Origin of the sequence: Psychromonas sp., assembly GCF_041586535.1 — a bacterium.
Lineage (GTDB): Bacteria > Pseudomonadota > Gammaproteobacteria > Enterobacterales > Psychromonadaceae > Psychromonas.
In genome coordinates this window covers 43,762-65,503 of the sequence record NZ_JBFGZY010000003.1, presented here as the reverse complement: position 1 = coordinate 65,503, position 21,742 = coordinate 43,762, and the positions used below count along the sequence as shown (strand labels likewise).

The window sequence follows — 21,742 nt, the reverse complement described above, 5'->3', positions numbered from 1 at the left end:
ATCTATTTAGGCGTAGAAAAAATGGATGAAAGCAAGGCATTGATTGCAGTAACTAGTTGTTCTAATTACAAAATCAATAACACAGCTAGCATTCATTTTAGCAAGTATAAATGAGTAGATAGTTATCGGATTTGGTATAACTGTTTAGAATTTATAGTTAAGCGTCAGATTTGCAGTGCGGGCATCACCAATATAAACAATAGATCCGCCACGGTACAGCGCGGTGTAATAGTCTTTATCGGTTAGATTTTGAATGTTGCCGCGCAATTCAAGTTGTTCGTTGAACTGATAACTGGCAAACAGATCATAAACCGTATAACCAGAAAGGCGAATATCCTCTGATGCAGCAGCATCCGGCTGGCCACCATAAATTTCACTGGAGTAGGTCACGTTTCCGCCAAGCGCAAACTTCGGTAATAGCTGATAGCGTAACTGTAAGTTAGCACTTTTTTCAGCAAAGTTAGCTTTAGGTTTGCCGACGTTATCCTGATCATAAGATTCCAGTGTTTCTGAGTCCATCCAGGCGAAACCGAACTGGCCGCTTAACTTATCAGTCAGGTTGCCGGACAACCCGACTTCCAGACCCTCAACCCTATTTTTACCGGTATTCATATTGCCGCCCGTTGAGTAGGAGTCATTATCGCCTTCGATAACATCATCTTTGGTAATCTGGAAAAGCGCAGCGGTGAGCAGCAGTTTCTCATTGAACAAGTTCCATTTTGTACCTAACTCGATATTCCTGCTTTGTTCTGGTTTGGCATCTTGGTAGTTACCGTCTGCATCGGTACAGATACCGCCATAACCGCAGTTACCCGCAGAATCAGCCTCCCCGCCATTGATATTGGATGAGGTGCTCCAGTTAGCATAGATATTTCCGTTTTCCCAGGGAGAATAAACCACGCCGAGGTGGCCATTTAAAAAGCCGTCTTCAAATTCGTAGCTGCTGGCAGGGTTGGTACCGTTGCGACCTTCAGTTTCAGCAATCGACAGATCGTATTGGAAATAATCATAACGTAAACCACCAAACACTTCCCAATCCTGATTAAGGGTAATAGTATCCATCAGGTATGCCGAGACAGTATTAAGCTTGTAATCCGTTACGGCATCGAGCTTGGTCGCTGTGTTGCTGGTAAAATCAATATCATAACCACCGGCAAAATTCTGAGCATAACCCGTCGTCGCGCCAAGCACTTTTTCCTGTGCCAGCTCAACCCCTGTAATAATAGTATGACGCTGTCCGGCAAGCTCCTGATCAATAATCAGGTTGGTCTGATTTCCCAGGTATTTATTGTCCTGCCAGCCGGCAAAAGTACGATCTTCTCCATTGGATCTTTTGCTAGTCGTAATATATTCATTGGACGTTACACCGTAGCGGCTTTTGTTTTCCAGACGAACATTATCATTGATCTGTTTATCAATGGTGATGGTCAGCGTATCTGCTTGAGAACGTTGAAAATCCAGGTCCTCAATACCGGGATACCCCTGCTCTGTATTGGGCTCACCATCCACTAAGTAGGTGCCCGCATCCGGTGTATCATCCGATTCATAATGGTAATAATCTGCAGTAAGCTTTAAATCATCGCTTGCCTGATACACTGTCGAAAGCAGCAGCCCGATACGTTTTTCGCCAGCCGGTTCGCGATCCGGTACATCTTTTTCAGCATAAAGCAGGTTGGCACGCAGCGCCAGGTCGTCACTAACCACCTTATTGGTATCAATGCTATAACGTTGGTAATCGTCTGTACCCGCACCGACGGATAGATTGACAAAATCATCTTCTAAACTGGCTTTTTTGGTGACACTATTTACCGCACCACCCGTTGAACCTCGTCCAGCAAATGTCGAGCTTGGTCCTTTACTGATTTCCACCTGTTCCAGTGCAAAAGTATCCCGGGAGATAAGGCCGGGCTCACGAAGACCATCGGTAAAGACATCACTGCGCGCTTCATAACCACGAATAATATAACGATCGCCAAATGAGTTGCCCCCCTCCCCCGTACCCAGGGTGATACCGGGCTGAGCACTGAGGATATCTTTTAATTCCGTTTTACCTGAATCATCGATGCTCTGTTTGGTTAATACCGTCATGGTCGCCGGCGTATCGGCAATATCACGACTGCGTTTACTATCAGAGAGTTTTTTTGCTTTGTAAGGGACGCCCGGCTCGGCATAGGGATTATCATCGGCGGCGATTTGCGACTCTTCTACCACTAAAGAGTCAAGATTAACCTCCTGCGCATTAACGTTGATGACAAAGCCAGTCGAAATGGCCAAGGCCAGAGAGCTGGCCAACGGAGCGGACTTCGGGCAATAACTGGACTTGACCTGAGCATTATGGATAAAAGTTGATTCGGACATAAAAAGTTCCTTTTAATTAGTGCTTTCAATCAATGTTTGATTTAACTTGAAAACAATTGGTATGGTAATAGTTATTTCCGCAAGAGATTGCTCTTCCGGAAACGGTGGTAATGGCGATGCCTCTTTGAGCATTTTTTTTACGGCCCGGTCTAACCTGCTGTAACCAGAGCTTTTTTTGATCTTTATATCCTTCACCAAGCCGCTACTAAGCACGGTGAAACTGAGTAATACAGTGCCCTCATGACCTTTCTTTCTGGAATAAGCAGGGTAGCGTTTGTACTTCGCCAGCCTGGCGGCGATCACTGCGTAATATGTCCGCTTATTGCCAGTCGCTCCGCCTGAAGTCAGCGCATTGGCACTGCCTGTTGAGGCTTTTCGGGTCGTTGGACTATTGTCAGCCTGTAAATTAACAGGAGCATCTTCAGCAGCCGCTTCTGTTTTAGTTAAGGTTGCCGGCGCTTTTTTAACTTGTATTTTCTCTGTCTGTTTATCCGGCATTTTTTTCACCAGGATCTCCGCTTTCTGCTTGAGCGCTATCTCCTGCTCAATCACCGGACGCTCAAGAGTTTCCTCAACGGAATCATTAACTGGCTGTTCAACTGTTTCAGTTTCACCAGTCTCTTCTACCTGCTCAACTTCTTGAGGCTGTGTCACTGTGCTTTGTCGAGTCTCCGTTGCGCTGCCCAGATCGCCGAGCATGCCCAGATCAATTTCAATGCCCTGATCGCCTTTACCTGTTGCAGATCCTGAAGAGGTTGAATAGCTGATCAGCAATAACCCGAGAAGATGAATCAGTACGGCACCGATTAGCGCAATACTGTAATGACGAGCTGAAACCATACTGCTATCTATGCCTCTATTTTTTGAGTGATTAGAGAGATGTGCAGCAACCCGGCCATCTTGATCCCGGTTAATATCTCCTGCAGCCTTTGCACCTCAAGGTTTGCATCGACTTTTAACAAAACATTAAAATGTTGCGGCTCTTTAGCCTGCGCAAAATGAACCATCAATCTCTCTTTAAGCTCGCTAATCGGGATTAGCACCCCATCGATATACAGCGTGCCGCTCTCGGTCACCAATAACTCAACCCGATTTTCTTTCTGCTTTTGCAGAGTCAGCTCACTGATCGAATCGGGCAAACTAATCTTTTGTGGATCAGAGCGTTGAATCTGCCCCGCCACCATAAAAAAGATAAGCATCAGGAAAACCACATTGATCAGCGGGATCAGATTGTCATCACTCTGAGTTTGATTGTTTGTTTTTTCAGGTAGCAGCATCAGTTCACCACTCCGGCAAAAGATACGTTTGTCGCACCGGCTTTTTTAAAATTATCGAGCAGATTAATTAAGACCTGAGTTTTGCCGTTTTTTTCTACCGCGATGGCAAAAACAGCCTCCGGTTTTGCGCTAATAAGCGTGCTCAGGGCATTGAGATCAGTGCTCCGGTAGCGCTTATCCTGTAGTGTAAATTGATCACCGTCGCTGTCTAAAGTGACCGTAATAACCTCCAGTGAGGCCTGTTGTGACTCACTGCTGGCAGGCAGTTTGATTTGCCGCCATTGACTAAAACTGGAAGAAAGCATAAAAAACAACAACAGGATAAACACAACGTCGATCAAGGGTGTCAGGCTAATGGCCTGTTTTCGCCTTGGTAAAGAGAGATCAAGCAGCATCTTTTATCTCTTCATAAAACTCTGAGGTTTGCAGTTCAGCTGGTTGTTGCGTAAATACCCGGGTAACACTGCTATTTATACTGCTGCTGATACGTTCCACTTTTCTATCCAGCCAGTTATAAGCGGCCACCACGGGAATAGCGACCGCGAGGCCAACGGCGGTAGTCAGCAGCGCCTGCCAGATCCCGCCTGAAAGTACCGATGGATCGACCTGGTTACCTGCCGCTTCCATTTTCTGAAAGGCACCGATCATGCCCAGGACGGTCCCCATTAACCCCAATAACGGACTGAGATTGGCAATCACTTCAAGCGGGCGAAGTAGATTACGCATCTTATTAACCTGTTCAGTTGCCTGGCGGGTAAGCTCCTGTTTCAATAGCGTTAATGGTTGTTTATGAATAATGCCGCTGATCGCATTATTCACCAATTGTGAAACCGGACGACCTGTATGCAAAGATGTCAGGGCTTTTTGCCGTTCACCCCGTTGCCAGTAGGTCAACGCCAATTCAACATCACGGGTATTTTCTGCACTCAGTGAAAAAAACTGCCAGAGCTTAATAAGAATGATGCTTAAGGCGACAATGGAAAAAGCGCCCAGTATCCACACCACGGGACCACCGATTTGAAGAAGATGAATAACAGGCTCAAGGGTGCCGGAAAGGACATTGTCAAAAAATTCACTGACTGTTTCGTAATCATTTATAGTTTTAATCATTTCCTGCGATTGCATGGAAAGTTGATCTGTTTGTTCCATAGGATTATCCGGGAGCAATGAACTGTCAGCTGACTGCTCAGAGATAGCGTCCATGACAACCGGCGTATTATTCAATGCTTGTACAACGTCTGTCTGAGGATCAACCGCCCCCTCTGACGGAGTGCTGTGAACAGATTCTTCGACCATTTTAATCGATTCAGTAACTACGCTAGCCAAAGTTTTACCTCCCAAATTAAGAAAAATTAATAAGTTACTGAACAATCAGTACTAACTCACAACAAGGCCAATGATAATGATTATCACTACGCTTAAAAGAGATTGTGATATTAATGTAACTCAAATGTTAATGCAAATGAATATCATTTAGATTTAATCAAGTGGTGAAATATTGCGCAAAGTAGATTAATGAGATGACAATAACCATCTAAATCAGAATGTTAGTGGATAAAAAATAAACTTTCTGGTTACTGCAAAAACTAAAGTGCTGATAACCACACGTTGTTAAGCAGACCCCAACTGCAAAAATCAGTGTCTGTAACAATCAGAGAAACCGGAATGATCTATACTTTAACTCACTTCGTATAGCACAACAGTATTGATAGGAGAGCGCTGCGGTTAAAACCACTGGAGCGTCATTTTTTAACTAATCAGCTCCATATCGAGCTGGATTAAGGAGCAAAAATGAATGAACTCGCGGCTGATCTGGCAAGGTTTCAATTTGCCTTTACAGTATCATTTCATATTATTTTTCCTGCTTTTACCATAGGACTGGCAAGTTATCTGGCAGTCCTGGAAGGCCTCTACCTTAAAACCGGTCAGCACAAATACATTGAGCTTTATCAATATTGGATCAAGATTTTTGCGATCAGCTTCGGAATGGGCGTGGTGAGCGGCATTGTAATGAGCTACCAGTTTGGTACCAACTGGAGTGTTTTCTCCGATAAAACCGGGCCGGTATTAGGTCCCTTGATGGGTTATGAAGTCTTTTCGGCTTTTTTCCTTGAAGCAGGTTTTCTAGGCGTAATGTTATTCGGTATGAATCGGGTAGGTAAAAAGCTGCATTTTATGTCTACCGTAGTGGTGGCAATCGGCACGCTGTTTTCTGCTTTCTGGATCCTATCCGTTAACAGCTGGATGCATACCCCCGCCGGGTACAGCATTAACGAAGTTGGACAGTTTATTCCTGAGGATTGGTGGGCGGTGGTGTTCAACCCGTCTTTCCCCCATCGCTTAACCCATATGGTACTGGCTGCTTTTCTGACTACCGCCTTTGTGGTCGGGGGCGTAGGCGCCTACCATTTGCTGCGCTCTCAGAAAAACCCCTTAGCGCAGACCATGTTTTCAATGGCATTGTGGATGGCAGCTATTGTCACACCGATTCAGATATTTGTCGGGGATCTGCATGGCCTGAATACCCTCGAGCATCAGCCGGCCAAAATAGCCGCCATGGAAGGACATTTTGAAACTCAGAAAGGCGCACCTCTGATTCTGTTCGGGCTGCCGGATCAGGAAAATAAAGAGATTGATTTCAAAATCGCCATCCCCTATCTCGGCAGTCTGATATTAACCCATGAATTAAACGGTGAGGTGAAGGGGCTGGATGCATTCCCGGATGATCAGCATCCGCCGGTCGCAATTGTCTTCTGGAGCTTCCGGATCATGGTCGCATTGGGCTTTCTGATGCTTGCTGCGGGTATGGCCAGTTTATGGTTGCGGCATAAGAAAGCGCTGTTTCATAATGTCTGGTTTCACCGTTTCTGCCTGGCAATGGCGCCCTCAGGTTTTATCGCCATACTCTGCGGCTGGGTAACAACGGAAGTCGGACGTCAGCCTTATACAGTTTACGGCCTGCTGCGTACCGCTGATTCCATTTCGCCGGTAGATGCCGCCGCGGTCAGTGTCTCGCTGGCAGCATTTGTAGTAGTTTACTTCACGGTATTCGGGGCCGGTTTCTTTTATATACTGCGCCTGATGCGTAAATCACCGAGCAAGTATGAACAGCCGATGGGAAAAGAGACCCTCACATCGACTACCCATTCTAATTTATAGGAGGCTATATGGATTACGCATTAATATGGTACATGCTGATCGCCATCGCCGTGTTTGCCTATGTCGCACTGGATGGTTTTGATCTGGGGATCGGAATTTTGTTTCTGGGCGGCGATTCTACCGAAGAGCGCGATTTAATGATGAACAGTGTGGCGCCGGTTTGGGATGGTAATGAAACCTGGCTGGTTTTGGGCGGCGGAGGATTATTCGCCGTTTTCCCTCTGGCTTATGCGGTGGTGATGCCGGCACTTTATGCACCGTTAATGATGATGTTACTGGGGCTTATTTTCCGCGGGGTGGCCTTTGAATATCGCTTTCGCACCCGGCGTGGCCAGTTTTTGTGGGATAGCTCTTTTTTTATCGGCTCACTGGTTGCGACCTTTACCCAGGGGGTGATTTTGGGCACGCTGCTGCAGGGGATCGAGGTGATTGACCGTCAGTATAACGGCGGATGGTTTGACTGGTTTACGCCTTTTACCCTGTTTTGCGGTTTAGTTACTATTACCGCCTATACACTGCTTGGCGCATGCTGGCTGCTGATCAAATTACCGGCAACTTATCAGCATCGCTATTACGATACGGCGAAAAGGTGCGCAGTCGCTTTGGTAGTGATGATTGCGATTCTGAGCATCTGGTTACCTTTATCTAACAGTGATATTGCAGCGCGCTGGTTTTCATTCCCGCAGGCTCTGCTTTTCCTTTTAATTCCTGTTGGTTGCGGATATCTGGCCTATCTGCTGTTTAAGGATCTGATCGAGCACAAACCGGTAAAAGCCTATCTGGTTACTCTGGGGCTGTTTTTTCTGGCAGCTTTAGGCTTTGGCGTGAGCACCTACCCGTACATAATACCCCATAGTCTTAGCTACACAGAAGCTGCAGCGCCGGATAGCAGCCTGAAATTTTTGCTCACCGGGACGGTGTTCCTGCTGCCACTGATTATTGCCTACACCGCTTACTCTTATTGGGTATTTCGCGGCCGCCTCAAAGAAGGTGAGGGGTATCACTAATGCTCACTCCGGGTCTCAAACGCTGGCTGTGGTTTATCGCTTTATGGGCGGCTGGCGTGAGCACCTTGCTGCTGGTCGCCCTGCTGATCCGCTTGCTGCTGCCGGGTATGTAGACGACAATAAGCCGCTGTTACTGAGCCTCTAAATCCGGCTCCAATTTTTGTCTGCCAAATTAGAGACAATTGGAGCCCTCTTTCTTGCAATAGTTTCCTGTGGCAATAGTTATTCCTGATTTAAACCCAATTCTTTTTGCTTTTTTTTAGTCAATCCCAGCGAAACAATACGATAAGACTTCTTCAGATAATAGATTAAATCTTCATCTGTTTCTGCTGAGCTATCGTAGTGCTGTATCCACTTCATTCCCCGCGAAGCAAAGTAAGGGGCCGGCTTATAACCCGCGATTTCACTTAAAAAATAAAAAATTCTGCTCAGATGTTTTAAAAATAAAAGCAGGCTGATCATTTTTCCCTAAACCGCCAATAGCAAACACTTTTCCGCCTACTTTCCATACATGGGAGTTGTTCCATTGCATTACGTATGTCGTCGCCGGCAATCCACAACACAACGCATTAAATTCGTCATAGGTCATTCAGAGCCCCCCGCCCCACTGTCTGTTTTATTATTTTTCCCTGAATAAATTTACTTTCATACATGAGTTTAGTACCATTTTAATATTTAAAAACAATCAGTTGCAATAAAACATTAAAAAAACAAAGGTACTCTGGTAGGAAATCAAAACACTTGCCGATAATTATTGAGTGCAATAGAAATTAAAGCCAGGAGCTGCTCTCCTCCTTGTTAATTAGCCTCACCGGCAACGTACAATATATTGCTGACTTATACTTTCAGATCAGGCAGACTGAATGACAGTTTCCATCCGAAAAATAGACGCTTTGCTAATGACAAGGGGGATAAATGGCAGATTTAAACTTAGATTTTTGCAAACGGGTAGTGATCGATACGGCGAAGATGCCCTGGGTAAACTCTCCTATGCCGGGTGTAAGACGGAAACCGCTTGCCAGGGCCGCAGCTGAAGGTGGTCATATCACCAGCGTAGTGCAGTATTCACCTGGTTCTTACTTCAGCGGCCATTATCATCCGCAGGGTGAAGAGATATTTGTACTGGAAGGCACTTTTTCCGATGAAAATGGTGACTACGAAAAAGGGAGTTATCTGCGTAATCCGCCAGGCAGTTATCATCAGCCTTTTAGTAAAAACGGTTGTACTATACTGGTCAAACTCAACCAGTTTGATCCGCAGGATAAAAAATCTGTCGTTATTAACAGCAATACAACAGAGTGGCAACAAGGTTCAGGTGGTTTACAGGTGATGCCTCTGCATGATTTTGCCGGGCAACATACCGCGCTGGTAAAATGGCCAGCCGGAGAAATTTTTCATTTACATGAACACGTTGGCGGTGAGGAGGTTTTCGTTTTGTCCGGTCACTTTAAAGATGAGTACGGCAGTTATCCCAAACATAGCTGGATACGCAGCCCGCATTTGAGCACACATCGCCCTTTTGTGGATCAGGAAACCATTATTTTAGTTAAGGTTGGTCACCTTGAGTTGACGCACCACTCTGATTCAAAAACACAAGGCAACAATTGTTTAACTAAGGGTAAATAACAAATATGAGTGAAAATAGTACCGAACTAGTCAGTCAATTGATCCATTTTTTAGAGGAACAACAATCTGAAGAGCTGCTGCTTGCTATTGAACAGCACCATCCGGCCGAACTGGGTCGCTTGATTGAATCCCTGCCCAATAAATACCGTCAAACTTTTTGGGAGTTGATCCCGGTTAAAGATAAGGGTGAGGTTTTATTGGCAGTTCACCGTGAGCTGCGTCTTTCTTTAATAAATATTACCAGCGAAGCGGATCTTCTGAAATCTCTCTCTACCCTGCAGATGGATGAGCTGGCTGATATCGATGCCGATTTGCCCCTGCCCGTCGTTACCGCGATGGTCGAGGCCATGGACAGTCAGCGCAAAGCACGCTATCAAACCGTCAAGGATTTTCCGGATAATACGGCGGGCGGATTAATGGATACTGACGCTACCGCGGTTAGAAAGGATGTCAGCCTTAAAGCTGTGTATCGCTATCTGTGTAAATTGCGCAAAAAAGAGGGGATGCTGCCGGAGCAGCTGGATCATTTAGTGGTTGTGGACAGAAATAATCAGGTAAAAGGGATTTTACACCTCAGCGATCTGGTTTCATGGGATAACAGTCTGTCGGTCAGCGATGTGATGAAAGATGATGTGCCGTTAATTGACTCCTTACTATCAGCCAGTCAGGTCGCACAAATTTTTGAGGATCATGATTTGACCTCTGCTCCCGTGGTTGATCAGAATAAGCGTCTGCTCGGCAGGATAACCGTAGATGATGTTATCGATGTTTTAAAACACAATGCAGAACAGCGCTTATTAGCGCAGGCGGGTCTCAATAATGAGCTGGATATGTTTGCCCCAATTGCGCATATTTCATTGAACAGAGCAATCTGGCTGGGGACCAATCTGATCACCGCTTTTGTTGCTGCCTGGGTAATTGGTTTATTTGAATCTTCCATTGAACAGCTGGTTGCGCTTGCCGTACTGATGCCGGTGGTGGCAAGTATGGGCGGCATTACAGGTAGTCAGACGCTCACCGTCGTCACACGGGGAATAGCACGCGATCTGGTGAGCGGTGCCAATATTACTGCGCTCACTGTGCATGAATTAAAAGTATCTTTCATTAATGGCACACTGTGGGCAGCAGTGGTCTTTTTCGTGGCTTTTTTCTGGTATGGAGATTTGAAGTTAGGCGGCGTTTTTGCCCTTGCACTCTTTGTCGTCAGCCTGGCCGGTACAGTTTCCGGTGCACTTATTCCATTCATCTTAAAAAAAATGGGAATCGATCCTGCTATTGCCGGAGGGGTTATTTTAACTACGATTACCGACGCGGTAGGATTTTTAATCTTTTTAGGTGCAGCAACTTTAATTTTGATTTAGTTGATCTAGAGCCCGTAACTTAAGAAGTGGGCTATCTGCTTACGGCTGACGACTGACGACTGACGGCTGACGGCTGACGGCTGACGACTGACGGCTGAAAATACCGGATAATTTTTTATTGAGTACTTATACCAAAGGAAGTTATAACTTTTCACAGCCAATAATTTATCACTTTTTTTAACTGGTACTATAATAGTAATAGTTAAATGGAGATGTGAATGCTACGCGTGAATAAATTAACAGATTACGGTTCGGTGATTCTGGCGTTTATGGCCTCACGCCCCGATCAGGTAATGAGTGCAGCAAGTTTATCCAGAGATCTTTTACTACCGCTGGCGACTGTAAGGAAATTATTAAAGATGCTGGTTAACAGTGGTCTACTCTGTTCCAGCCTGGGCAAACAAGGTGGTTACCAGCTTGCCAGATCAGCAGATAAAATTTCTTTAGCTGAAATTATAAACGTACTGGAAGGTGGCATTGAGTTGACTGATTGTGCTATGAAAGAAGGCTTATGCCGTATTGAAGGCAGTTGTGAAATACGCCAAAACTGGCAGGGTCTTAACCAGATCGTCCAGCGAAGTCTCAGTCAGGTGAGTCTGCAGGAGATGTTGGTGCCCAGGGAGCGAGCCCAGAAAATTATCTCCGGCAGTTGATATAGGTTTATACCAAATGCATCAAATAGGTGATCGGTCTTGCTGGTTAAAATAAACCCTAACCGCGTAATGAGTTTTGAAAGGAGAGTAACTACTGCCTGCAACTCATACCTTGTTAGTACTGATTTTTTCTTCGCAATACAAGATCGCATCTTTAATACACTTGGTATTAATAGGTGGAGTAAATAATGACTGCATCACGGCACAATTTAGATCGCTTTGTCGATAGCGACTACCCCCATGGTTTTGTTACCGATCTGGAAACAGACAGCCTGCCTCCCGGCCTGAATGAAACGGTAATACGGCAGATATCGGCGCGAAAAAAAGAGCCGGCATTTATGCTCGAGTGGCGCCTTAAAGCCTACCGGCACTGGTTGACCCTGAAGACCCCTACCTGGTCAAAACTGCATTATCCGGAGATCGATTATGAGAAAATCGTTTTCTACAGCGCTCCAAAAACCAATGCAGACGGCCCGAAAAGTCTCGATGATATTGCCCCGGAAATTTTACAAACCTATGAAAAACTGGGCATTCCGCTGCATGAACGGGCACAACTGGCAGGTGTTGCCGTCGATGCGGTTTTTGACAGCGTATCAGTCGCGACCACCTTTAAAAAGAAATTAGCCGAGGTTGGGGTTATCTTCTGCTCATTTTCTGAGGCGGTAAAAGATCACCCCGAACTGGTGAAGAAATATCTGGGCAGCGTTGTTCCTCATACCGATAACTTTTACGCCGCGCTTAATGCTGCGGTATTCAGTGATGGCTCTTTCTGCTATGTCCCTAAGGGGGTTCGCTGCCCGATGGAGTTATCCACTTATTTTCGCATCAACTCTCTGAATACCGGCCAGTTTGAACGTACTCTGATAGTGGCCGAAGAAGGTAGTTATGTCAGTTATCTTGAGGGCTGTACAGCCCCGATACGTGATGAACATCAACTGCATGCAGCAGTAGTTGAATTGATCGCCCTTGATGATGCCGAGATAAAATATGCCACAGTACAGAACTGGTATCCCGGTGACAAAAACGGTAAAGGCGGGATTTATAATTTTGTCACCAAACGGGGATTATGCCGCGGGCGCAACGCAAAAATATCCTGGACGCAAGTAGAAACCGGCTCGGCCATCACCTGGAAATATCCCAGTGTTATTCTCCAGGGTGATAATTCCAGAGGCGAATTTTACTCCGTTGCATTAACCAATAACTATCAGCAGGCAGATACCGGTACTAAGATGATCCATATCGGTAAAAACACCTCAAGTACTATTATTTCCAAGGGCATCTCTGCCGGGCATGGCTCCAATGCCTATCGGGGGCTGGTAAAGGTCGGTCCGCAGGCAATTAATGCGCGTAATTACAGTCAATGTGACTCCCTGCTGCTCGGTGAAAAATGCTCTGCTCACACCTTTCCTTATATCGAAGTGAAACACCCTTCAGCTAAAGTAGAGCATGAAGCGACCACCTCCAAAATTAGTGACGATCAGCTGTTTTATTGTATGCAGAGAGGGATTTCTCAGGAAGATACGGTGGCGATGATCATTAATGGATTTTGTAAAGCCGTGTTCCGTAAACTGCCGATGGAGTTTGCTGTTGAAGCTCAGGCATTAATGGAAGTGAGTCTGGAAGGTTGTACAGGATAATCGCTGCTGAAAGCAGTGAATGCATAGTTGCTCAGCGCAGGAGTTCAGTATGTTAACAATAAATAATTTACACGCGGAAATTCAGGGTAATGCCATTTTAAATGGCCTTAACCTGTGTGTAAAGGCGGGCGAAGTGCACGCCATTATGGGGCCGAACGGTTCAGGTAAAAGCACCCTTGCTCATGTGCTGGCCGGTCATCCTGACTATCAGGTAAGCGATGGTAAAGTCGATTTTAACGGTCAGGATTTATTGTCGCTTTCTGTTTCAGATCGCGCCTGTGAAGGTATTTTTGTCGCTTTTCAATACCCGTTGGAAATTCCCGGGGTCAGCAATGTGCAGTTTCTGAAAATGGCACTGAACAGCCAGCGTAAATACCGCCAGTTGGAAGAGCTTGATGCGATTGATTTTTTACAGCTGGTCAAAAGCAAAGTACAGGCTGTCGCCATGGATGAGCAGCTTCTGTATCGCTCAATCAATGAGGGGTTTTCCGGTGGTGAGAAAAAACGTAATGAAATCCTACAGATGCTGGTGCTTGAGCCGCAACTGGCAATCCTCGATGAAACCGATTCAGGTCTTGATATTGATGCCCTGAAAGTGGTTGCCCAAGGAGTAAATGCCTTCCGCACAGATCCCGATTCAGGACAGAAACGCGCCATTATTCTGGTCACCCATTATCAGCGTTTATTAAACTATATCCACCCGGATTTTGTCCATGTGCTGTTTGACGGACGCATTGTACGTTCTGGCGGGCCAGAACTGGCGCTGGAGTTGGAGGAAAAAGGCTATGCAGATTTATTGCCCAAGGCGTCAGCTTCCGCCTGAGATTGAATTAAACTGAGGTTAATACCGTTTAGAATGAACATCAACAGGAGGCACAGATGAATGCCTGTGACCGTTTGCTTGAACAATACAAGCAAAGCAAAGAGCAGTTGCCGGGACACCTGTTGCCCTGGTTAAGGACAATGCGCGAAAGCGCTGCTGAACGCTTTGCCACGTTGGATTTTCCCGGGGCAAAAGATGAAAATTGGAAATACACTAATCTCAAACAACTGCAGAAAACTGAATTTCAGCTTGCTCAAGCACAACCGGCTACAAATATCAGCACCCTGCCCCTATCGATTAAACGCTGTGCTGATAACGAACATTTATTGGTATTTATCAATGGTGTTTATAACCCTCACCTTTCCAACATTGCCGGACTGCCTGAAGGTTTTATCCTGTGCAGCTTCGCTCAGGCTGTAAAGGATCATCCACAGTTACTCGCGGGAGCATTAGGAAAAGTAAACAATGAACCATCCCCGCTGTTCAGCGCCTTAAATACTGCGCTGATGTCTGACGGTGTGTTTTTATCGGTACCTGAAAATACCCATATAAACTCCCCTGTCCACTGTCTGTTTATCTCCTCGCCAGCGACGGAAGCTGAAATATGTAATTCGCGTTTATTGCTGCTGCTTAACAAAAATAGCCGCTTAACGCTGCTTGAACATTATATGGATCTTGCCGTACCTGATGCAGAAATAACAATCGCAGAGACAAAGCGCAGGCAAAATCTAATTAATGTGGTAACAGAAATAGCACTGGGTCGACAAGCGCACCTTAACCATTATAAATTGCAGGATCACTCTCTCAACAGCAGCCACATTGCCGCCATGTATGTCCAACAGCAACAGGAAAGTGTTTTCACATCGCACAGTTACTCTCTGGGAGCAGCGCTCGCCCGGCACGATATCCAGGTACAACTCAGCGAGCCGCAAGCCGAGTGCTCGTTAAACGGCGTATATTTGGTGGATGGCCACCAGCATGTCGACTACCACACGCAAATCGAACATTTAGCGCCGAACTGCAGCAGTCAACAGATCTATAAAGGGGTTATCCAGAATCAATCCCGGGCGGTATTTGACGGTAAGGTCAATATTCAACCCATCGCGCAACGTTCCGCAGCCAGACAGATTAATAAAAATCTCCTGCTCGGCGAGCAGGCAGAGGTGGACACTAAACCCGAACTGCAGATATATGCGGATGATGTTGTCTGCAGTCATGGCGCCACGGTCGGACAGCTGGATGCACAGTCACTGTTTTATCTGCAGTCACGCGGCATAAGTGAAAAGGATGCACAAGCCTGGCTGGTCTATGGGTTTATCAGAGAAGTACTTGAACGCATTGATAATTCCTCGATGGGGGAATTTATCCAGTTGCCTGTTATGGCAAAGCTTAACCAGCTGGTAGGCAATGATATCAGCACGTTGCTTGCGCCGGAAAGAGGAGAACAGTGATGTTTACAGCGCCTCAAGCGACAGATCATAAGAGCCTATCGGCTCCCGACTGGTCAGCGATACGCGCGGATTTTCCGTTATTATCTCAGCTCGCGCATCAGCAGCCGCTAGCCTATTTGGATAATGCCGCCACGACTCAGAAACCCAATGCTGTTATTGATAGTATCACCCACTTCTACCGTTTTGATAATGCTAATGTCCATCGCGGTGCTTATCAGCTAAGTGAGCGTGCAACGCTTGCCTTTGAAACTGCACGGGACAAGATACAGCGCTTTTTACATGCACCATCACGTGAGGAGGTAATCTTCGTACGCGGTGCTACCGAAGCGATCAACCTGGTCGCACAGAGTTATGCCAGACCCCGCCTGAAACCCGGTGATGAAATCCTGATCAGTGCCATGGAACACCATTCCAACATTGTGCCCTGGCAGATGGTTTGTTTGCAAACCGGGGCATTGTTAAAGGTCGTGCCAATAAACGATAGTGCTGAAATCAATATTGCTGAGTATCAGGCATTGCTAAATAAAAAAACTAAAGTCGTCGCATTAACCCACCTGTCCAATGCCCTCGGCAGCATTACTCCGGTGGACCAGATGATCGCCATGGCACACGCAAGGGAGATTCCGGTATTAGTGGACGGCGCACAGGCGGCCCCCCACCTCAGCTTAGATGTAAAACAGCTGGATTGTGATTTTTACACCTTTTCCGGCCATAAAATTTACGCTCCGACCGGTATCGGCGTGTTATATGGTAAACAAAGTTATCTTGAGGCGATGGAGCCTTATCAGGGCGGCGGAGATATGATCAGCCGGGTCAGCTTTGAGCACAGTGACTATAATTGTTTACCCTACAAATTCGAAGCGGGTACACCTAATATAGCGGGCGTGATCGGACTGGGGGCGGCAATTGATTACATTCAGGCAATCGGCATCGACCATATTAAACAGCGAGAACGTTTATTATTAGATTATGCCACTGCCGGAGTAAGTCTGATAAAAGGCTTACGCATTATCGGCACAGCCAGAGATAAAGCCAGTATCCTCTCATTTGTAATGGACAGTGCCCACCCCCATGATATCAGTACTATTCTGGATCAGCAGGGCGTGGCGATTCGCGCCGGACACCACTGCGCGATGCCGGTAATGACCCGCTTTGATGTACCGGCAACTGCCCGTGCTTCATTTTCTTTCTATAATAATGAAAGCGATATTGATCAGTTCCTGCAGGGGTTGCATCTGGTAAACAACATTTTTTCCGGAAAAAACGGGTGAAAGTTATGAATGAAGAGTTACGTGCATTATATCAGGAAGTGATTATCGATCATGGCAGACATCCGCGAAATTTTAAAAAGCTGGAACATCCCAGTTTTTGTCAGGAGGGCTATAACCCCCTCTGCGGTGATCATCTGAAACTTTATGTACGAATTGAAAATAATACCATTGTTGATGCAAGCTTTGAGGGACAGGGATGCGCTATATCCATGGCGGCATGCTCTCTTCTCACCGAACGGATTAAAAATACCAGCATAGTGGAAGCTCGGAAATTATTTGACGCATTCCAGATTCTGGTGAGTGATGCCAATCCGCCTGAAAAAATCCGTGACTACTTAGGTAAACTGTCGGTGTTAGGCGGCGTGAGAGATTTTCCGGTACGTATTAAATGTGCAACTCTGGCCTGGCATGCTCTGAAAGCCGGCCTGGATGATATCAATAATAAAAAAGTTGTTTCCACGGAGTGAATGGCATGTTCGAACACGTGACCTTATTACGCGATTGTGAAGCAATTACCATCCCCAATGGTCAGCCGATCAGGCTAAACAAAAATAGCGAGGTGGTAATTACCCAGGCATTAGGCGGCAGTTACACGGTCAACTATCAGGGACAACTGGTGCGCGTAGCCGGTAAAGACGGTGATGCGCTGGGCAAGTCAGATTTTCCACAAAACAAGACAAAAACAAGCCTTAGCAGTGGCCATTTAGGCGATCATCAGGTCAACCTGAGAGAAATCTATGATCAGCTTAAAAGCTGTTATGACCCGGAGATTCCGGTCAATATTGTCGAACTGGGTTTGATTTATGACGTCAACTGTTATCAATTAATTGACGGACGTAATCTTGTCCGTATTACCATGACCCTGACCGCTGCCGGTTGCGGTATGGGTAGCGTCATGACAGAAGAAGTCAAACAAAAATGTAAAGCTGTGGCTAATGTGGATGATGTTGATGTCAGCCTTGTGTTTGACCCGCCCTGGAGTTATGAGATGGTATCCGATGCGGCAAAACTGCAGCTCGGCCTGTTATAAAATCAAACTAATCGGGAGTATTTAATATGGCAAAATGGATAACAGTGATACCCGCAGATGAATTGAAACCGGGCATGCATACCTTGGTGGAATTGAATCATGTTGATCTGCTGCTGGTGAACATTGCAGGTGATTTTTATGCTATTGAGAATCTATGCAGTCATGATGGTGGTGACTTAAGTGGCGGTGAGATCGACGGCGCTGAAATAACTTGTCCGCGCCACGGTGCGCGCTTTGATTTAACAACCGGGGCTGTATTATCCGCCCCGGCATTTGAAAATATTCCGGCTTATCCGGTCAGGGTAGTCGATAATATGGTGCAGATATTTGATCAGGGGACAATCGCAGAATAAATATCTGCCTTGGGTGTACGAATATAAGCGCGCTATCAAAACGCTACAATCACTCTATCCTAATGGGAATCCGCTGCCGTCCGAAATTTCCCGGCGGCCCGTCGAAGCGCCCGGCTAACTGCTGCCCGCAATTTAAACAGGCTCCGTGCGGATCAAGATGATACTGCCCGAGCTGATACCAGTCTCTTTCAATCAGCAGATGCCCGCAGTTCGGGCAATAGGTACTGTCTGCTTCGCTATTATGGACATTGCCGCAGTAGACGTGATGCAGGCCGTAACTGAGGGCTATCTTCCTTGCCCTTAATAAGGTGGCCATGGGCGTAGGCCCTTTATTCAGCATCTTAAAATCCGGGTGAAAAGCACTGAAATGCAGCGGCACATCCGGGCCTAGATTTTCAGCTATCCATTGGCACATCCGATGCAGTTCTGCATCACTGTCATTTTCATCGGGGATCAATAAGGTAGTGATTTCAAACCATACGGAAGTGTGCTGTCTGAGATACAGCAGGGTATCTAATACGGGTTGTAACTGACCGTGGCAGATGCGTTTATAAAAGTCTTCGCTAAACCCTTTTAAATCAATATTAGCGGCATCCATATGTTCGTAAAATGCCACTCTGGGCTGATCGCACATATAACCCGCGCTCACGGCGACACTTTTTAGCCCCAAAGCTTTTGCCGCGATGGCAACATCAATGGCATACTCCATGAAGATTACCGGGTCGTTATAGGTAAAAGCCAGACTTTTACAGCCCTGCTCCTTCGCGGCTTGAGCCAATTGCTCCGGCATGGCGGTATCACAAAGTGTATCAACCTGACGTGATTTACTGATCTCCCAATTCTGGCAGAATTGACAGGAAAGATTACAGCCTGCAGTGCCGAATGAAAGCACTTTGGAACCGGGATAAAAGTGGTTGAGCGGTTTTTTCTCAATTGGATCGATACAAAAACCCGATGAGCGCCCGTAGCTGGTCAGTACAATTTTACCGTGATGGTTCATGCGCACGTAGCAGATACCGCGCTTCCCCTCACGGAGGTGGCAATGATGGGGGCAAACGTCACATGTGACCAACCCCTCTTTTTGCTCTTTCCCCTGCTCTTTATGCCAATAGCGGGTGGGGAAAAATTCAACCGGTCGCTTATCCATCACATCTCCGCCAGATTTGGATTGATACCAGAAGTATAGTTTATTTACCCATAACCAACATGGTGAGGAGATAGATGCCCGCCTTTACTGGAGAATCCGGTAAAGCCTATTTAATCGTTTTAATAGCAATAATCCGACATTTATTTCGTTTACCTGCCTATTTCAACATTCAGTAATTTAGTTAATAAATCTGCTTCATCTTTGCTGATGTCGATATTTGGCATCTTCCCGGACTCCAACCAAAAGCAGTCACCATCATTCTGCACCGTGACCTGGTGAGGTTTGCACATCACTTCAACTCTGCCGGTTTTGATATTAACCACTTCCGTACCCAATTTATCCCCCAAACTATTAGTCACCATCACCATTAAACCCGGTGCGATAAATTGCGCTTCATCCCACAAATGCTCCATTCTGTTCCCCTTGTATTATCAGCTGAATTGTTTGCTGTTGCTATATCCAAACTTCCTCTGCATATTCGACAATATGGGTGGTTTTATGCAGTCTCTCTTCAATGACCCGTTTAAAAGTAGCCTGCTGTTTAGGTTCGCCATGTATTAAGAATACCTTATCAAGTTTATCAAAGTCAGCCATCCAGGCTAACAGATTGCTTTGATCTGCATGTGCTGAAAAGCCGTTAATCATATGTATCCTGGCATTCACTTTTATACTTTCGTGATAAAGCTGAATCGACTCTGCGCCATCAATCATTTGCCGCCCCAGCGTCCCCTGAACCTGATAACCGACAAATATGACGCTGTTACGCTCATCCCATAACCTGTGTTTAAAGTGATGCAGAATACGTCCGCCAGTACACATTCCGCTGCCAGCGATAATAATGCAGCCGCTTTCCTGCTCATTAATCAGCATCGAATCCTGATTTTTAAGCGAGTATTGCAGATAGGGAAAATCAAACACAGAGCCGTCACGCTGCATCAGCTTATCTGCTGAATCGTTTAATTGATGATGGTAATTAGTGTAAATTTGCGTGGCCCGTATCGCCATTGGAGAATCTAAAAACACCTTACAAACCGGCAGCTCATTATCGTAATACATCTGCTTCAGCAACAGTAAAATTTCCTGCGTGCGCTCAATGGCAAATGAGGGGATCAGAACATTCCCCTGATTATTTAAAGTGCTGTTCAGGATCTCCTTAAACTCTTTTACAGTTTCCTGCAAGCCGCGATGATCACGATCTCCATAGGTTGATTCGATATACAAGGCATCCGTTGATTTTACCGGGGTTGGTGACGGCATGATCAAATCATCACGACCACCTAAATCACCACTGAAAACCACCGACTTTGAGACCCCCTCTTCGGCAAACTCAATTTGAATAGTTGCTGAGCCGAGAATATGCCCGGCGTTTCTAAAGGTGACTTTGACGTCGGGTGCAATTTGAATGGCCTTATTGTATTCGGCATATTGAATAGTTAAATCAAATACTGCCTGGGCATCATCAGAGGTATAGACAGGCGGGCGAACTGTTTTTTCCTGACCGGATCTTTTAGCTTTTTTAAGCGCCGTTTTATAATCCTCTTCTGCAATTTTGGCACTGTCCATTAAGATCACTTCAGCCAGATCCATTGTAGCCCTTAAGGCGATCACTTTACCGTCAAAACCTTCTTTAACCAGTTTAGGAATACGCCCGATGTGATCCAAATGACCATGAGTGATTAGCAGGATATTTACTTTTTTCGGATCAAAGTCAAAGGGCTCAAAAATCAGCTCTTCGTCGCGCCCCTGAAAGTAACCGCAATCAACAAGAATCTTCGGCCCTTTTTTAAGTTGTAAAAAGTGACATGAACCGGTAACCGTCTGCGCAGCTCCAAATGATTGAATAATAGCCATAAAAACTCCTCATTGTGGTTATACCAATTTAGATAACTCTGTTATCAACCTCGCTGCTGAGAATCAAAATCACAAAATAATCTTTCGTTACTGAGCAGTACTGCTATTTATTAATTTATCTTTAGCACTGACACTTCCCTGCGCCGCAGCTTTTTGCCACCAGTTTGTAGCTTGAGCAGCGTTTTTCGCTACACCCAGGCCAAGTTCGTAAATAGTGCCGAGGCTGTGACCTGAGCATTAACATGCCCCTGTTGTGCTGCTTTTTGCCACCATTTGGCTGCCTCACTCGGGTTATGGGAGATGCCCAGCCCCAACATATACATTAGCGCCAGGTTATTTTGCCCTGCGGCATGCCCCTGCAGCGCAGCTTTTTCATACCAGAAAAAAGCTTTGCTATTGTCCTGCCGTACCCCCAGACCTTCCTTGTACATAGTGCCAAGATTAACCTGAGAGTTAGCAAGCCCCTGTTCAGCGGCTTTAGCAAACCATTTGAAAGCCTGAGAGTAACTTTGCGCTACCCCGCTACCGGTCATATACATCACCCCGAGATTATGCTGTGAAGCAGCATCTCCCCGCTCGGCAGAAATACTGTAAGTTTTTGCCTGTTCCTGTTCGCTTATTGCGCATTCAACAGAGGATATACACATACAAAGCAGCACAAAAATAATGCGTTTGTGCATAACAGTTCCCTCCTCCCTTATTGTTCAGCTTGATCCATTGATAATAAGAAAAATTAAT

The 21,742-nt window shown here is 46.0% G+C and carries 23 protein-coding genes and 1 pseudogene; 12 read left to right on the top strand and 12 right to left on the bottom strand.

Annotated elements, in window-relative coordinates; all coding sequences use genetic code 11:
* Nucleotides 1-144 precede the first annotated feature (144 nt).
* From ABZA00_RS01005 to ABZA00_RS00985, 5 genes are read right to left on the bottom strand one after another with little or no spacing between them, the layout of a single operon-like run.
* Nucleotides 145-2,358 (bottom strand): TonB-dependent receptor, encoded by a 2,214-nt coding sequence (locus ABZA00_RS01005; protein ID WP_372880276.1) that lies wholly within the window; start codon nt 2,356-2,358, stop codon nt 145-147.
* Nucleotides 2,359-2,370: 12 nt separating this feature from the next.
* The gene (locus tag ABZA00_RS01000; protein ID WP_372880275.1) at nt 2,371-3,198 is read right to left on the bottom strand and encodes a cell envelope integrity protein TolA; all 828 of its coding nucleotides are present in this window, start codon (nt 3,196-3,198) and stop codon (nt 2,371-2,373) included.
* Between the two features lie 8 nt (nt 3,199-3,206).
* Nucleotides 3,207-3,635 carry an ExbD/TolR family protein gene (locus ABZA00_RS00995; RefSeq protein ID WP_372880274.1) on the bottom strand — a complete coding sequence of 143 codons (429 nt, stop codon included), beginning with the start codon at nt 3,633-3,635 and terminating at the stop codon, nt 3,207-3,209.
* Nucleotides 3,635-4,030 carry an ExbD/TolR family protein gene (locus ABZA00_RS00990; protein WP_372880273.1) on the bottom strand — a complete coding sequence of 132 codons (396 nt, stop codon included), beginning with the start codon at nt 4,028-4,030 and terminating at the stop codon, nt 3,635-3,637. Before ABZA00_RS00990 ends, ABZA00_RS00995 begins: the two co-directional genes overlap by 1 nt.
* A complete protein-coding gene (locus ABZA00_RS00985) occupies nt 4,020-4,961 on the bottom strand; it encodes a MotA/TolQ/ExbB proton channel family protein (RefSeq protein WP_372880272.1) in 942 nt (313 codons plus the stop codon). Before ABZA00_RS00985 ends, ABZA00_RS00990 begins: the two co-directional genes overlap by 11 nt.
* 465 nt (nt 4,962-5,426) lie before the next feature.
* Between ABZA00_RS00985 and ABZA00_RS00980 the strand changes: the two genes are divergently transcribed.
* Both ABZA00_RS00980 and cydB read left to right on the top strand, forming a co-directional pair.
* Nucleotides 5,427-6,794, top strand: a complete 1,368-nt coding sequence (locus ABZA00_RS00980) for a cytochrome ubiquinol oxidase subunit I (RefSeq protein WP_372880271.1) — start codon at nt 5,427-5,429, stop codon at nt 6,792-6,794.
* Between the two features lie 8 nt (nt 6,795-6,802).
* Entirely contained in the window at nt 6,803-7,801 is a 999-nt protein-coding gene (cydB, locus tag ABZA00_RS00975) for a cytochrome d ubiquinol oxidase subunit II (protein ID WP_372880270.1), read from the top strand.
* Between the two features lie 41 nt (nt 7,802-7,842).
* Here cydB and ABZA00_RS00970 read toward each other — a convergent pair whose 3' ends face one another.
* Together ABZA00_RS00970 and ABZA00_RS00965 are read right to left on the bottom strand one after the other, a co-directional pair.
* A complete protein-coding gene (locus tag ABZA00_RS00970; protein ID WP_372880269.1) occupies nt 7,843-7,983 on the bottom strand; it encodes a hypothetical protein in 141 nt (46 codons plus the stop codon).
* A 40-nt stretch (nt 7,984-8,023) separates the two neighbouring features.
* A pseudogene (locus tag ABZA00_RS00965) lies at nt 8,024-8,390 on the bottom strand (MmcQ/YjbR family DNA-binding protein).
* A 326-nt stretch (nt 8,391-8,716) separates the two neighbouring features.
* Here ABZA00_RS00965 and ABZA00_RS00960 point away from each other — a divergent pair.
* The 10 genes from ABZA00_RS00960 (at nt 8,717) to ABZA00_RS00915 (ending at nt 18,006) form a co-directional block, all read left to right on the top strand.
* Nucleotides 8,717-9,427 (top strand): cupin domain-containing protein, encoded by a 711-nt coding sequence (locus ABZA00_RS00960; RefSeq protein WP_372880268.1) that lies wholly within the window; start codon nt 8,717-8,719, stop codon nt 9,425-9,427.
* Nucleotides 9,428-9,432: 5 nt separating this feature from the next.
* Nucleotides 9,433-10,788: a magnesium transporter gene (mgtE, locus tag ABZA00_RS00955; RefSeq protein WP_372880267.1), complete on the top strand. Its 1,356-nt coding sequence runs from the start codon at nt 9,433-9,435 to the stop codon at nt 10,786-10,788.
* A gap of 218 nt (nt 10,789-11,006) precedes the next feature.
* Nucleotides 11,007-11,441 carry an SUF system Fe-S cluster assembly regulator gene (locus tag ABZA00_RS00950; protein WP_372880266.1) on the top strand — a complete coding sequence of 145 codons (435 nt, stop codon included), beginning with the start codon at nt 11,007-11,009 and terminating at the stop codon, nt 11,439-11,441.
* Between the two features lie 188 nt (nt 11,442-11,629).
* Nucleotides 11,630-13,078: a Fe-S cluster assembly protein SufB gene (gene sufB, locus ABZA00_RS00945; RefSeq protein WP_372880265.1), complete on the top strand. Its 1,449-nt coding sequence runs from the start codon at nt 11,630-11,632 to the stop codon at nt 13,076-13,078.
* Nucleotides 13,079-13,127: 49 nt separating this feature from the next.
* Complete coding sequence (sufC, locus tag ABZA00_RS00940) at nt 13,128-13,901, top strand: Fe-S cluster assembly ATPase SufC (protein ID WP_372880264.1); 774 nt, start codon at nt 13,128-13,130, stop codon at nt 13,899-13,901.
* Nucleotides 13,902-13,957: 56 nt separating this feature from the next.
* Nucleotides 13,958-15,352, top strand: a complete 1,395-nt coding sequence (gene sufD, locus ABZA00_RS00935; protein WP_372880263.1) for a Fe-S cluster assembly protein SufD — start codon at nt 13,958-13,960, stop codon at nt 15,350-15,352.
* The gene (locus ABZA00_RS00930; protein WP_372880262.1) at nt 15,352-16,623 is read left to right on the top strand and encodes a cysteine desulfurase; all 1,272 of its coding nucleotides are present in this window, start codon (nt 15,352-15,354) and stop codon (nt 16,621-16,623) included. The genes sufD and ABZA00_RS00930 overlap by 1 nt, the downstream gene beginning before the upstream one ends.
* Nucleotides 16,624-16,628: 5 nt before the next feature.
* Complete coding sequence (sufU, locus tag ABZA00_RS00925) at nt 16,629-17,090, top strand: Fe-S cluster assembly sulfur transfer protein SufU (RefSeq protein WP_372880261.1); 462 nt, start codon at nt 16,629-16,631, stop codon at nt 17,088-17,090.
* A gap of 5 nt (nt 17,091-17,095) precedes the next feature.
* A complete protein-coding gene (sufT, locus tag ABZA00_RS00920; protein ID WP_372880260.1) occupies nt 17,096-17,653 on the top strand; it encodes a putative Fe-S cluster assembly protein SufT in 558 nt (185 codons plus the stop codon).
* A gap of 26 nt (nt 17,654-17,679) precedes the next feature.
* A complete protein-coding gene (locus ABZA00_RS00915; protein ID WP_372880259.1) occupies nt 17,680-18,006 on the top strand; it encodes a Rieske (2Fe-2S) protein in 327 nt (108 codons plus the stop codon).
* 49 nt (nt 18,007-18,055) lie between these two features.
* On the opposite strand, the gene amrS is transcribed toward ABZA00_RS00915, so the two are convergent.
* The 5 genes from amrS to ABZA00_RS00890 form a co-directional block, all read right to left on the bottom strand.
* The gene (gene amrS, locus ABZA00_RS00910) at nt 18,056-19,153 is read right to left on the bottom strand and encodes an AmmeMemoRadiSam system radical SAM enzyme (RefSeq protein ID WP_372880258.1); all 1,098 of its coding nucleotides are present in this window, start codon (nt 19,151-19,153) and stop codon (nt 18,056-18,058) included.
* Between the two features lie 149 nt (nt 19,154-19,302).
* Nucleotides 19,303-19,566 (bottom strand): hypothetical protein, encoded by a 264-nt coding sequence (locus ABZA00_RS00905; protein WP_372880257.1) that lies wholly within the window; start codon nt 19,564-19,566, stop codon nt 19,303-19,305.
* 40 nt (nt 19,567-19,606) lie between these two features.
* Nucleotides 19,607-21,004: an MBL fold metallo-hydrolase RNA specificity domain-containing protein gene (locus ABZA00_RS00900; protein ID WP_372880256.1), complete on the bottom strand. Its 1,398-nt coding sequence runs from the start codon at nt 21,002-21,004 to the stop codon at nt 19,607-19,609.
* Between the two features lie 87 nt (nt 21,005-21,091).
* Nucleotides 21,092-21,202 (bottom strand): hypothetical protein, encoded by a 111-nt coding sequence (locus ABZA00_RS00895; protein ID WP_372880278.1) that lies wholly within the window; start codon nt 21,200-21,202, stop codon nt 21,092-21,094.
* Entirely contained in the window at nt 21,193-21,684 is a 492-nt protein-coding gene (locus ABZA00_RS00890) for a tetratricopeptide repeat protein (protein ID WP_372880255.1), read from the bottom strand. Before ABZA00_RS00890 ends, ABZA00_RS00895 begins: the two co-directional genes overlap by 10 nt.
* Between the last annotated feature and the right edge of the window lie 58 nt (nt 21,685-21,742).